This is a genomic window from Nocardioides sp. (assembly GCF_025964975.1).
Classification (GTDB): domain Bacteria; phylum Actinomycetota; class Actinomycetes; order Propionibacteriales; family Nocardioidaceae; genus Nocardioides.
The window spans coordinates 1-12,855 of record NZ_JAOPXV010000043.1 but is presented as its reverse complement, the minus strand read 5'-3'; the positions used below and the strand labels follow the sequence as shown (position 1 = coordinate 12,855).

Annotated in this window: 15 protein-coding genes; 1 reads left to right on the top strand and 14 read right to left on the bottom strand. The window is 70.2% G+C overall.

The features are described from left to right. The 10 genes from JWN68_RS03320 to JWN68_RS03275 form a co-directional block, all read right to left on the bottom strand. The coding region (locus tag JWN68_RS03320) for a phosphoribosylformylglycinamidine synthase subunit PurQ (protein ID WP_297734672.1) at positions 1-396 on the bottom strand (396 nt) is incomplete at its 3' end. Beyond that, on the bottom strand, positions 393-635 hold the full coding sequence (purS, locus tag JWN68_RS03315; protein WP_297734670.1) for a phosphoribosylformylglycinamidine synthase subunit PurS: 243 nt from the start codon (positions 633-635) through the stop codon (positions 393-395). The genes purS and JWN68_RS03320, both read right to left, overlap by 4 nt. A gap of 69 nt (positions 636-704) precedes the next feature. Next, positions 705-2,027, bottom strand: coding sequence for a hypothetical protein (locus JWN68_RS03310; protein WP_297734668.1), 1,323 nt, complete (start codon positions 2,025-2,027; stop codon positions 705-707). Positions 2,028-2,106: 79 nt separating this feature from the next. Further along, positions 2,107-2,601, bottom strand: coding sequence for a hypothetical protein (locus JWN68_RS03305; RefSeq protein ID WP_366519729.1), 495 nt, complete (start codon positions 2,599-2,601; stop codon positions 2,107-2,109). Further along, on the bottom strand, positions 2,579-3,448 hold the full coding sequence (locus JWN68_RS03300; RefSeq protein ID WP_297734664.1) for a hypothetical protein: 870 nt from the start codon (positions 3,446-3,448) through the stop codon (positions 2,579-2,581). Before JWN68_RS03300 ends, JWN68_RS03305 begins: the two co-directional genes overlap by 23 nt. A gap of 70 nt (positions 3,449-3,518) precedes the next feature. Then, on the bottom strand, positions 3,519-3,704 hold the full coding sequence (locus tag JWN68_RS03295) for a hypothetical protein (RefSeq protein WP_297734662.1): 186 nt from the start codon (positions 3,702-3,704) through the stop codon (positions 3,519-3,521). A gap of 1 nt (position 3,705) precedes the next feature. Further along, positions 3,706-5,262, bottom strand: a complete 1,557-nt coding sequence (locus tag JWN68_RS03290; RefSeq protein WP_297734660.1) for a long-chain fatty acid--CoA ligase — start codon at positions 5,260-5,262, stop codon at positions 3,706-3,708. A 42-nt stretch (positions 5,263-5,304) separates the two neighbouring features. Next, positions 5,305-5,709 carry an SRPBCC family protein gene (locus tag JWN68_RS03285; protein WP_297734676.1) on the bottom strand — a complete coding sequence of 135 codons (405 nt, stop codon included), beginning with the start codon at positions 5,707-5,709 and terminating at the stop codon, positions 5,305-5,307. Positions 5,710-5,732: 23 nt separating this feature from the next. After that, a complete protein-coding gene (locus JWN68_RS03280) occupies positions 5,733-6,617 on the bottom strand; it encodes a phosphoribosylaminoimidazolesuccinocarboxamide synthase (RefSeq protein WP_297734674.1) in 885 nt (294 codons plus the stop codon). A gap of 235 nt (positions 6,618-6,852) precedes the next feature. Continuing rightward, on the bottom strand, positions 6,853-7,410 hold the full coding sequence (locus JWN68_RS03275; protein WP_297734658.1) for an antibiotic biosynthesis monooxygenase: 558 nt from the start codon (positions 7,408-7,410) through the stop codon (positions 6,853-6,855). Between the two features lie 352 nt (positions 7,411-7,762). Here JWN68_RS03275 and JWN68_RS03270 point away from each other — a divergent pair, with 352 nt between their 5' ends. After that, complete coding sequence (locus tag JWN68_RS03270; RefSeq protein WP_297734655.1) at positions 7,763-8,293, top strand: sulfotransferase; 531 nt, start codon at positions 7,763-7,765, stop codon at positions 8,291-8,293. 55 nt (positions 8,294-8,348) lie between these two features. Here the strand turns inward: JWN68_RS03270 and JWN68_RS03265 are convergent, their stop codons facing one another. The 4 genes from JWN68_RS03265 to JWN68_RS03250 all read right to left on the bottom strand — a co-directional run. Next, positions 8,349-9,260 carry a hypothetical protein gene (locus tag JWN68_RS03265; RefSeq protein ID WP_297734652.1) on the bottom strand — a complete coding sequence of 304 codons (912 nt, stop codon included), beginning with the start codon at positions 9,258-9,260 and terminating at the stop codon, positions 8,349-8,351. A 48-nt stretch (positions 9,261-9,308) separates the two neighbouring features. Further along, complete coding sequence (gene purB / locus JWN68_RS03260) at positions 9,309-10,727, bottom strand: adenylosuccinate lyase (protein WP_297734650.1); 1,419 nt, start codon at positions 10,725-10,727, stop codon at positions 9,309-9,311. Between the two features lie 96 nt (positions 10,728-10,823). Beyond that, positions 10,824-12,152 carry a phosphoribosylamine--glycine ligase gene (gene purD / locus JWN68_RS03255; protein WP_297734646.1) on the bottom strand — a complete coding sequence of 443 codons (1,329 nt, stop codon included), beginning with the start codon at positions 12,150-12,152 and terminating at the stop codon, positions 10,824-10,826. A 150-nt stretch (positions 12,153-12,302) separates the two neighbouring features. Next, the coding region (locus tag JWN68_RS03250) for an adenylosuccinate synthetase (RefSeq protein WP_297734643.1) at positions 12,303-12,855 on the bottom strand (553 nt) is incomplete at its 5' end.

Genomic DNA, 12,855 nt, shown 5'->3' with positions numbered 1-12,855 from the left:
CCCGGGCGCGTAGGCGTTGGTCCACGGCGTCGAGGTGTTCTCGATGCGCACCCGCTGGTCGCGGCAGGCGAACTTGCGGTGGTCGTTGCGGATCAGGGCACCGGGCAGGAGGTGCGACTCGCACAGGATCTGGAAGCCGTTGCAGATGCCGAGCACCGGCAGGCCCTTGCCGGCCGCCTCGATCACCTCGGTCATCACCGGGGCGAAGCGCGAGATGGCGCCGCAGCGGAGGTAGTCGCCGTACGAGAAGCCGCCCGGGAGGATGACTGCGTCGACGCCCTGGAGGTCGTGGTCGCCGTGCCAGAGCGCGACGGCCTCGTTGCCGCCGAAGGAGACCGCGCGGCGCGCGTCGACGTCGTCGAGCGAGCCGGGGAAGGTGACGACTCCGACCTTCATGCGGACCGGACCTCGAAGTCCTCGATCACCGGGTTGGACAGGAGCGTTTCGGCCATCTGCTGGACCGCGGCAAGCGACTCGTCGCTGGCCTCGCCCTCGATCTCGACCTCGAACCGTTTGCCCTGGCGGACCTCGACGACACCGGCGAACCCGAGCCTGGGCAGTGCGCCGAGGACGGCCTTGCCCTGCGGGTCGAGGATCTCGGGCTTGGGCATGACATCGACCACGTAACGGGCCACGGGTGCTCCTGGGCGTCGGGGGATTGCAGTGCTGATCCTATCGGCGAGCGGCCCGGGCCCCGCACGCAGTCAGCCGCGGCGGACCGTGAACGCCTTCTTGGACGGCGTCGCGTCCGTCGCGCCACCGACGACGGCACGCACGAAGAGCTTGTGCTTGCCCGGCGTGAGCTTCTTGGTCGCCACCTTGTACGGCGACGCGCAGGTCTTCCACGCCTTGGCGTCGACCTTGCACTGGAACGTCGCCCCGGCAGCCGTCGAGGAGAAGGTGAACTTCGCCTTCGCGGGCTTCGTCACCGCCTTCGGACCACTGATCGCACCCGTCACGGGCACCACCGCCACTGGAGGCGTGAGGACCGGCGGCGCGACCGGCGGGAGCTGCACGCTCTCGCAGTTGCCGACCACGTCGCTGGCGTCCGCCACGACAGTGTCCGTGCCGGCGCCGCAGTCGACCCGGTCCGCGGCTCCGTCGCGCGCGTTGACGGTGTCGTCGCCGTCGCCACCGTGGAGGACGTCGGCCCCGGCGTTGCCGGTCACGGTGTCGTTGCTGGTGCCGCCGTACAACGCGTCGTCAGCCGGACCGCCCGTCATCGCGTCCGGTCCTGACATGCCACGTACGTGCTGGGTGCCCGGGAACGTCGAGCCGTCATAGGTCTGCAGACCCTGGCGCAGCAGCGTGAGGAAGAGCTGCTCCAGGTTGGCCGCAGGCACCGTGACGGCGGGGGACCCGTCGTCACGGACGTCAAGGGTGAGAGCAGAAGCGGAGATGGCGAAGTCGACGCCTGAACCGGCTCCCAGCGTCGCCTGGTCGAAGTCGATCTCCCACGAGTCCACCCCAGGGCCCCCTTCGATACCCGCCGAGGCCGTGAACTGGATGAAGCGGTCATCTCCCTCGCCGCCGCCCGCGAACGTGGAGACCCCCATGAAGGAGTCGTCTCCCGGACCCCCGGTCGCGATGTTCGCGCCGCTGATCATGTCATTGCCCTCACCCCCCGACAGCGTGTCCTCGGAGTCGCCGTTCAAGTTGTCGTCCACGGCCGAACCCGTCACATGGTCCGCGTCGCTGTCGCTGCTGGAGACGTACGTCGAGATGAGCGCCGGGAAGACGGCTGCCGTGACCCCGGACAGGTTCACGGTGTCTGCGCCACCGCCCAGATCCACTGACAGCTGGGTCATCGAGGCACACGGGTCTCCCGTGGTCGCCGTGCCTGTCGCTGCCAGCACACCGCCCACACAGCTGACGCTGAAGGAGTCGCCGACAGCGTCACTCGACACCGAGTAGGCGGAGACGGTGACCAGGGCGTTCGCGGGAGCGGCCAGGCCGACGACAAGGAGCGCCGCGGCGGGCGCTATGACTGCGATGGAGCGGTAGTGCCGAGATCTGTTGGGAGTCATGCTCGAAACAATGGCTCTGGTCGCGACTCCCGTCATCGGTAGGATCACCGATGACTAGACCACCTGGACCCCCCGCGCCTCAGTCACGACGGACCCGGAACACCTTCGTGGACGGAGGTGGGGGCGTGCACGGCTCCGCGGGCGCCGTCGCATCGACCTGACCGCCCAGCACGGCGCGCACCGACACGGTGTGCTTGCCCGGCTTCAGCCTCTTCGTCGCCACCTTGTACGGCGACGCGCAGGTCGTCCACGCCTTTGCGTCGACCTTGCACTGGAACGTCGCCCCGGCAGTCGCCGAGGAGAACGTGAACTTCGCCTTCGCCGGCTTCGTCACCGCCTTCGGACCACTGATGGCACCGGTGACCGGGACCACGGCGACCGGCGCCGTGACGATAGGTGGGGCGACCGCAGGGAGCTGGACGGTCTCGCAGTTGGCGACCGAGTCGTTGGCGTCCGCCACAGCGATGTCGACGCCGTCGCCACAGTCGATCGTGTCCACGACACCGTCGCGGGCGTTGACGGTGTCGTTGCCGACTCCGCCGTCGAGCACGTCACGACCGCCGTTGCCGGTCAGCGTGTCGTTGCCGACTCCGCCGGACAGAGCATCGTCGAGGGCGCCGCTCGTGATCGTGTCGTTGCCCGTGAAGCCCCGGATGCCTTGCGTCGCCGCGAGCCCACTGCCCTGCCAGGTGTCGTCGGACAGGCGCAGGAGCCCGACCTCCACGTCCTCGATGCCACTGATGGGCGCCGACTGCGAGATGCCCGGCGCGCAGGGTGATGGCGAGCGGACCCATGGTGAAGGTGAGGCCCGCTGGCAGATTGCCCACAACGGACTGGTCGAAGTCGCCCTCCCACGTGTCGAACCCTTCCCCGCCCTCGGTGCCCGAGGTGGCGGTGAACTGGACGAACCGGTCGTCCCCCGGTCCGCCGGACGCGTAGTCGTAGGCCTCCTTGAAGACGTCGTCGCCGAGCCCACCGAGGGCCGTCCCCACACCGTCGAAGAAGTCGTCGCCCGACCCACCGCTCGCCGTGTCGTCCCTCCCGCCCGTGAAGGCGTCGTTGAAGGCCGAACCTGTCGCCTGGTCAGCCACGGAGTCCTCGCCGAGGTTGACCTGGACGGTCTTGAGCGCGGGGAACGCCGCTGCCGTGGACGTGGACAGGTCCACCGTGTCGGCCCCGGCGTCGGCGTACACGAACAGGCTGGTCAGGGTGGCACAGGCACTGCCGGTGCTCGCCGTACCGGTGGAGACGAGGAGTCCCGCGCTGCAGGACGGACGGATGAAGTCACCCGCCCCGTCGCTGTAGATCGTGCTTCCGCTCATCGTGACCGCGGCACCCGCCGGGAGGGCACTGGAGATGACCACCAGGGCTGCGACAGGGACGCTGAGGGCACATGGGCGACGGCGGCTTCGAGGTGTCATGCCGAATGGTCGTCGCCGAGCCGACTCCGTCATCCGCAGGACTACCGATGACTGGACCACTGACCCAGCACTACTCCCGCTTGCGCGCTGCCACGATCATCAGGGCCACCCCGAGCCCGGCGACGATCGGGCCGATCATCGCCCACGTGTCGACGCCGGTCATGGGACTGCCCTCGAGGTAGCCGAGCCCCTGGAAGGTCCACACCCCACCCACCAGGAGCAGGAGAACGCCCAGGACGATCAGGAGCGGTCGCACGTCAGCTCAGCTCGCGCTTGAGGATCTTGCCGGTCGCCGTCATCGGGAGCTGGTCGACGAACTCCACGATGCGGGGGTACTTGTAGCTGGCCATCTGCTCCCTGCTCCACCCGATCAGCTCATCCTCGGTGAGGTCGGTGTCCTTGTCCCGGATCACGACGGCCTTGATCTCCTCGCCGTGGCTCTCGTGCGGCACTCCGATCACCGCCACCAGGCTGACGCCCGGGTGGGTCATCAGGACCTCCTCGACCTCGCGCGGATAGACGTTGTAGCCACCCCGGATGATCATGTCCTTGGACCGGTCGACGATGTAGTAGAAGCCGTCGTCGTCCCTGCGCCCGAGGTCGCCCGAGCGGAACCAGTCGTCCCGGATGGCCTCCTCGGTCGCGTCCGGCCGGCCGTAGTAGCCCTTCATGATGTTCGGGCCCTTGATCGCGATCTCGCCGATCTCCCCGTCCGCGTCGGACCAGTCGCCCGGCTCGGGGCTGATCAGCTTCATCTCGACGCCCGGGATCGGGATGCCGATGGAGCCCACGCGGACCTCTTCGCCGTACGGCGAGAAGCTCGCCACCGGCGAGGTCTCGGAGAGCCCGTAGCCCTCGAGGATGGTGACGCCGAACCGCCTCGAGAAGTCCTTGTGCACCTCGACCGGCAGCGCCGAGCCGCCGGCCGCAGCGATCCGGAGCCTGGCCGCGAGCGCTTCGACGTCCACGCCGGAGTCGTCGAGTGCACCGAGGAGCCCCCAGTACATCGTCGGCACGCCCGCGAAGAACGTCACGCCCTCCTTCGCCATCGTCTTCAGCGCGGCGTCTGCCTCGAAGCGGGGCAGCATCACGACGGTGCCGCCGAAGGCGAAGCCGCCGTTCATGATCACCGTCTGGCCGAACGAGTGGAACAGCGGCAGCACGCAGAGGTAGGTGTCCGGCCGGCCGGCGTCCGCGCCGAAGAGATCGGTGGCCGCGAGCGCGTTGGAGACCATGTTGCGGTGGCGGAGCTCGGCGCCCTTCGGCTGCCCGGTCGTGCCGGAGGTGTAGAGGATGACGGCGGTGTCGTCGTCGTCGACCGACACGCTCTCGAAGGCCGGCGACTGCCCGGACATCGCCTGCCCCAGCGTCTCGGTGCCCTCGATCGGCGACTCGGCGGCCGGATCGACGGTGATCATGAAGAACTGCTCGCACGAGTCTGTCTGCTCGAAGCCGGCGTGGCCCTCCTGGCCGATGGGCAGCTCCTCGGTGCCCTGGAAGCAGAAATAGGCCTTCGCGTCCGAGTCGTCGAGGTGGTAGGCCACCTCGCGGCCCTTGAGGAGCACGTTGAGCGGCACCACCGTCGCGCCGGCCTTGAGGATGCCGTAGTAGACGATCGGGAAGTACGGCAGGTTCGGGCAGCTCAATGCCACCTTGTCGCCGGGTTCGATGCCCCGCGAGGCGAGCAGGTTGGCCACCTGGTTGGCAGCGCCGTCGACTTGGGCGTACGTCAGCCGGGTGTCTCCCAGGACCACTGCTTCGCGGTCGGGGAAGGAACCGGCGGACTCTTCGAGCAGTGAGGAGAGATTAGGCATGGCGCCAACCTACCCAGCCCTGTGACCGTGGGAATCGCCGTCTCAGGTGCCCTGCTGCTGCAGGATCCGTCCCGCCTTGCGCACGTCTGCCGCCACCGCGATGCCGGCCAGCCGACCTGCCACCGCCGCGGGGACCGCCCACGGGCCGCGGCCGGCCACATCACCACTGATCTCGACCCGGCAGCCCCGCGGCGTACGAGCGAAGCGCAGCGACAAGGTTGCCTCGATGCCGTGCCACCACCCCTGCTCGGTCCAGACGTGGGGCGGGTCCATCTCGACGATCTCCATCCGGGGACGCACCCCGACCGTCGTGGTCTCCTGCCAGCGCTGGCCGAGGTGCGGCCCCTCGTCGGCCGGCACGGTGACCGAGCGCAGCGACGACTGCCACTCAGGACGGTTGCGGGGGTCGGAGAGGTAGGCGTAGGCCGCCTCGACCGGGACGGCCAGGTCGACGGAGGCGCCGAAGGCGGTCAGAACCGCTCCCCCGTCAGGAGCTCGTAGGCCTCGATGTATCGCGTGCGGGTCCGCTCGACGACCTCGGGAGGCAGCGTCGGCGGTGGGCCGCCCGCCGCCCGGTCCCAGCCGGCGGAGTCGCTGGTGAGCCAGTCACGGACCACCTGCTTGTCGTACGACGCCTGTGCGCGCCCGGGCTGCCAGTCGACCGCCGGCCAGAACCGGCTCGAGTCGGGGGTCAGCACCTCGTCGGCGAGCACGGTGGAGCCGTCCGGACGGGCTCCGAACTCGAGCTTCGTGTCGGCCAGGATGATGCCGCGCTCGCGAGCGAGGTCGTGCGCGTGCTTGTAGACCTCCATGGTCAGCAACCGCAGCTCGGCGGCCTCGTCGTCCCCGACGGCGGCGACCACGGCCTCGTAGTCGACGTTCTCGTCGTGGTCGCCGACGGCAGCCTTCGTGGCTGGCGTGAAGATCGGCTCCGGCAGTCGGGACCCGTCCTGGAGTCCGGCGGGCAGCGAGATGCCGCAGACCTCGCCGCCGGTGCGGCGGTAGTCGAGGAGGCCGGTGCCGGTGAGGTAGCCCCGGGCGACGCACTCCACGGGATACATGTCGAGCGCCTCGCAGACGACTGCTCGACCGGCGACGTCCTTCGGGACGTCGGTGGAGACGAGGTGGTTGGCGATGAGGCCCTTGAGCTGGTCGAACCACCACAGGGACATCCGGGTGAGGATCTCGCCCTTGTCCGGGATCGTCGTGTCGAGCACGAAGTCGAAGGCCGAGATGCGGTCGCTGGCCACCATCAGCAGCCGCCCCGCGTGCTCGCCCTCCTCGATCCGGTAGAGGTCGCGGACCTTGCCGGAGTGGAGGGGGGTGGTCCCGTCGATCGCCGGGGCGTCAGGGATGTTGAGGTCGGGCGCAGCGGACTCAGAGTGGTCAGGCACGCGCCTGAGCCTATCGGCGCCACCTCGGGCGGTGGTTGCCCGCCGCAACGATCGCATCTCGCAGCGCAACCCGGTGGATCGCCCCGGGGCCCGTCGAGGTGCGGCGCCGCTCATCGATGAAGGACTCCCCCAGGACAAGCCGCAAGCTCTCCCGGCTAGAGCGAGCGAACGCCCAGCGTCGCGCGAGCAACGAGGACTAGCGCCGCAGCCACCACGCCATCCGGGCGGTGATCCACGGCAGGAACACGTAGGTCATCAGGGGCGTCATCACCAGCACGGATGCGAGCACGCGCAGCGGCAGCGGCCAGTCACCGATGAGGTGACCAGACACCCAGTTGGCGGTCAGGCTCAGCGGGAAGAAGACCAGGGAGATCGTCACCATCTGCTTGTAGCGAGGAGGCGCCTTCGCCGCGCTGATGGCCTCGACTGCGACAGGCTGGTCGAACCAGCCCTCGATGCCTGTACGCCGCTCGACGCGCGTCTCCTCGATCTGGCCCTGAGCGGCTTCGAGCCACCACGCTCGCTGGGGGCTGGCCTCCCACGCGGCGAGCGCGTCGGCGCTGGCGAAGCGGTAGAGCATGTGCCAGTCGGGTGACTCCTCCGACGGGCGCACCCACCCGCTGCCGAGGAAGCCGTCGAAGCGCTCGGCCAGCGACGTCCCTGCCTGCACCCACGCGAGCATCTCGCTCGTGCGGGACGGGTCGACGTGCCGCGTGACGGAGGTCGTGACGGGGGTGGCGACGGATGAGGGCATGCACCGATTGTCCGCGCCAGACCCTCCGTCGACCCAGCCGAGGACCACGAGATCCCCGCCACGTCCCCGTGGGCGTAGCCTTACCGACCACCCGGGGAGCGCGCATGACGCGAGCACCACGACCCGACTTCCTCGTCATCGGGGCGCCGAAGGCGGGCACCACTGCGCTGCACGCGGCCTCCGCCCAGCACCCCGATGTCTTCGTGCCTCGCCGAAGGAACCGAAGTACTGGTGGTGCGACGGTGCGCCCCCGCCGGCGTGGTGCGGGCCGGGAGACAAGCACTCGCAGCAGGAGTGGATCTGGCGCGAGGACCGCTACTTCCCGCTCTTCCAGTCCGCCCGCGACGACCAGGTGCGCGGCGAGAGCACGCCGTTCTCCCTGTGGAGCCAGGGCGCCCACCGCCGGATCGCGGAGGCCCTGCCCGACGTCCGGCTCATCGCCGTGATCCGGGACCCGATGGACCGCGCGTACAGCAACTGGATGCACCTGTGGTCGGACGGCCTCGAGCCCGAGTCGGACTTCGAGACCGCCTTCGCGCTGCAGGACGAGCGCGTGCAGGCCGGGTGGGCGCCGTTCTGGCGCTACCGCGACCTCGGGAGGTACGGCGCCCAGCTGGACCACCTCTACCGCTATGTCGCGCCGGAGCGGGTTCTCGTCCTGCGCTACCGCGACCTCGTCGACGACCCTCGCGCAGCGGTGGACCGGGTCAGCCGCTTCCTCGGCATCCGGGAGGGGACGGTCGACCACATCCCCCGCGACAACTCCCGCAGCTTCGTCCCGCCGGGGCCACGTGCCCGTACCTTCGGGACGGTCATGAGGGGCGGAGCCCCGAGCAGCGCCGTCGGCAGCAGGCCTCGTTCGTCGCCGACATCGACCTGCTGACCCGACTGACGGGGCAGGACTTCTCGGACTGGCTGTCCGTGGACAGCCGTGGCTCCTACGCCGAGCGGGCGAGGACGGTCACGCCGATCAACGCACGCAGGTGACCAGGTCGTGCGCGCCGTCCGGGGGTGCGGACTCGACGTAGTAGCGGGTTCGCCCGTCCGGCAGCACCACCGCCGTGGCGTAGCGGAACGCGCCGTCGGACCACGGTGAGGCGATCGGCGGCTCGCCGGTGCCCGTGAGGGTCGTGCCGTCCCAGAAGGCGGTCCCCGTCGTCTCGAACCAGTTCGACGCCGCGTCCGGCCGCCCGTCGTAGAGCACGGTCCCGTCCGGCAGCACCGCGCTTACCCGGGCGCCCCGGGAGTCCCACGCGCCCCTCGCGACCACCCAGGACCTCGCCGTGGTCCGACCACGTCACGCCGTCTGCGCTCGTCAGCCACCTGGTCGTCATCCTGTCCTCGTGGCCGACCTCGTCGACGGGGTGGCAGCACAGCCACATCTCGTAGCCGTCCGGCGTCATCGTGATCACCGGGTCCTTCACCGCCGTCTCGCTGTCGCCCTCGTGGATGCGCCGCCGCTCCCCGAAGGGCAGGTCCTCGACCCGGTCGGCCGTCAGGCTGTCGACCCACCAGCGCTTGGAACCCGGGGTCGCGCACGACAGGTACAACCGCCACCCTCCCTCGTGCCGCGGCACGAGCACGGGACGCTCGAAGGACTCGGCACCGAACGCCTCGCGGGACACCGCGGTCACCTCGTCGAAGTTCACGCCGTCCGTCGAGCGGGTGACGACGACCGCCACTCCCCGGCCGTCGGTCAGCGGCCCGGGTACGCGCCACGTCAGCCAGATCACGCCGTCGACCAGCACGGCGCTCGCCGCACCGGCCCAGTTCCCCGGACCGTCGCCGGGGGCGGGCACCACGACCTCGACGTCGTGGTGGCTGGGCGGGGACACGGTGCTCGTGGTCATGCCCGGAGCATAGTCGACAAACTCAGTCTAGTTTGTGTTCTACGACACTCACAGGATGGCGCCGGGCGAGTACGCCGCGGCGACGGGGTGGCGCAGGACGACGTCCTCCACGCGGACGAGCACGGCCTGCACCTGGAGCCGTGCGGCCCCCGTGAACATCAGCCGGTCCTCGACCAGGGCGTCGATCTCCTCCCGGGAGAGCCCGAGACGGGGGTCGGCGGCGAGCCGGTCGAAGACGTCGTTCTCCGCTTGGCCCTGGCGCATGTCGAGCGCGACGCCGACCGCCGCCTCCTTGATCGCCTCGTGCGCGACCTCGCGCCCGACGCCGGCGCGGACGGCGGCCATCAGCACCTTGGTGGTGGCGAGGAACGGCAGGTAGCGGTCGAGCTCGCGCTGGATCACGGCGGGGAACGCCCCGAACTCATCGAGCACGGTCAGGAAGGTCTGGAACAGCCCGTCGGCGGCGAAGAAGGCGTCGGGCAGCGCCACTCGGCGTACGACCGAGCAGGACACGTCGCCCTCGTTCCACTGGTCGCCCGCAAGCTCGCCGACCATGGAGAGGTAGCCGCGGATGATGACCGCGAGGCCGTTGACACGCTCGCAGGAACGGGTGTTCATTTTGTGCGGCATGGCCGACGAGCCGACCTGGCCCTCCTTGAACCCCTCGGTCACCAGCTCGATGCCGGCCATCAGCCGGATCGTGGTCGCAAGGTTCGAGGGTCCCGACACCAGCTGGACCAGTGCGCTGACGACGTCGAAGTCGAGCGAGCGGGGGTAGACCTGCCCGACGCTCACCAGACGGTGGTCGAAGCCGAGGTGAGCCGCGACGCGCGACTCCAGGTCGTCGAGCAACGCGTCGTCACCGCCGAGCAGGTCGAGCATGTCCTGGGCGGTCCCCATCGGGCCCTTGATGCCGCGCAGCGGATAGCGCGCCAGGAGCTCTTCGACACGCTGGAGGGCGATCAGCATCTCGTCGGCGATCGTGGCGAAGCGCTTGCCCAGCGTCGTGGCCTGCGCGGCGACATTGTGCGAGCGCCCGGCCATGACGGTGGCCTCGTGCTCGGAGGCCAGCCGCGCCAGGCGGGCCAGGGTCGCCACGGCCCGGTCACGCATGAGCTCCAACGACTGCTTGACCTGCAGCTGCTCGATGTTCTCCGTCAGGTCGCGGCTCGTCATCCCCTTGTGGATGTGTTCGTGCCCGGCGAGCGCGGCGAACTCCTCGATGCGCGCCTTCACGTCGTGCCGAGTGATCCGCTCCCGGGCCGCGATCGAGTCGAGGTCGACCTGATCGACGACTTCCTCGTAGGCCTCCACGACGCCCTCGGGCACCTCCACGCCGAGGTCACGCTGGGCACGCAGCACGGCGATCCACAGCTGCCGCTCGAGCACGATCTTGTGCTCCGGGCTCCAGATGGCGGCGAGGTCGGCCGCCGCGTAGCGGGTGGCCAGGACGTTGGGGACGGTCATCGGGACTCCAGGTGATCGGGCAGGGTGAGAGGTCGATCGAACTGGGGCGGAGGACGCCAGGACTCCCAGTCCTCGTCGAGCGGCCATCCGCCCACGTCACTGCTCCGAGTCGGGTCGAGTGCTGGCGCGTGCGGCGGGTACGACGGGTTCATCACTCGACTCGAGCAGTGAGGCGCCCTCGACGACGCCCAACGGCTCGGCCGCGATGTCGCGGCGCCACTGGGCGCCCGGGAACGAGATGGTGGCGATGCCTTCGTAGGCCTTGGCGCGGGCGTCGGCGACGTCGGCGCCGATCGCGCGTACGGCGAGGACGCGGCCGCCGGCAGTCACGAGCCCGGCCGGCGTGCCTGCCGTGCCGGCGTGGATCACCTCCACGTCACCTTCCTTGGCCAACGTCTCGGTGCCGACGATGACATCACCGGACGACGACGACTCGGGGTAGCCGGCGCTGGCCATCACTACCGTCACGGAGGCACCGTCGGCGAAGGTCGGCGGCGGGACGGAGGCGAGGTCTCCGTCGGCAGCCGCCTTGAGGAGTCCGCCGAGCGGAGAGGTGAGCAGGGCGAGCACCGGCTGGGTGTCGGGGTCGCCGAAACGGCAGTTGAACTCGATCACCCGCGGCCCCGAGGCGGTGAGCGCGAGACCGACGTAGAGCGTGCCGATGAAGGGCGCTCCCCGCCGGTTCATCTCGTCGAGGGTCGGCTGGACGACGGTCGCCAGGACATCGTCGGCCAACCCCGACGGAGCCCACGTCAGCGGCGAGTAGGCGCCCATCCCGCCGGTGTTGGCGCCGAGCCCCCCGTCGAAGATCCGCTTGAAGTCCTGCGCCGGAGGCAGTGCCCGCGCCGTACGCCCGTCGCAGACCGCGAAGACCGAGACCTCCGGGCCGTCGAGGAACTCCTCGACCACCATCCGCTCACAGGTGGCGGCGTGCGCCAGGGCCTCGTCGCGCGAGGTGGTGACGACCACGCCCTTGCCCGCGGCGAGCGCGTCATCCTTCACGACGTACGGCGACCCGAGATCGTCGAGCGCCGCCGCAGCCTCCTTACGCGTGACGCACACGCGTGACCTGGCGGTCGGCACGCCCGCAGCGGCCATCACGTCCTTGCTGAACGCCTTCGAGCCCTCGAGCCGAGCAGCGGCGGCCGACGGGCCGTAGACCGCTATCCCGGCCTCCCGGATCGCATCCGCCACCCCGGCCACCAGCGGCGCCTCCGGGCCGACGACCACGAGGTCGATGTCCAGCTCGACCGCCAGGGCGGCGACAGCCCGCCCGTCCATCGGGTCGACCTCGTGCACTTCGGCGACCTGCGCGATGCCGGGGTTGCCCGGGGCGACGTGGACCTCGCTGACGGCGGGGTCGCGGGCCAGGCTGATCGCCAGCGCGTGCTCGCGGCCGCCGGTGCCGATGACGAGAGTCTTCACGGGCGGTGATCCTATCGGCGCGCGACCTCGGACCGAGGGCGACGTCGTCGGCCCGAGATCCGCCGCTGGATACCTACCAGTCAGGGGGTCAGCGGGGCGGCGGGCGGCGGGGCGGCGGATCGACCCCTCGACTGCTCGGTGGCGCCGGACTCAGTCGTGGACGACGAGCGTCTCCTCGCGGCCCGGCCCGACACCGACGCCCCAGATCTTCGCGCCGGAGATCTCCTCGAGCGCCAGGACGTATCCCTGGGCGTTCTTGGGCAGGTCGTCGAAGGTCCGGCACCCGGAGATGTCCTCCTGCCAGCCGTCGAAGAACTCGTAGACCGGCTTCGCGTGGTGGAACTCCGTCTGCGTCATCGGCATCTCCTCGACGCGCTGGCCGTCGATCTCGTAGGCCACGCAGACCGGGATCCGATCCCACGTGTCGAGCACGTCGAGCTTGGTCAGGAAGAACTCGGTCAGCCCGTTGACCCGCGAGGCGTAGCGGGCGATGACGGCGTCGTACCAGCCACAGCGGCGGGTGCGTCCGGTCGAGACACCGACCTCGCCGCCGATCCGCTGGAGCTCGGCGCCGTCGTCGTCGAACAGCTCGGTCGGGAAGGGACCGGAGCCGACGCGGGTCGTGTAGGCCTTGATGACGCCGATGACGCGATCGATGCGGGTCGGCCCGACGCCTGCGCCCGTGCAGACCCCGCCCGCGATC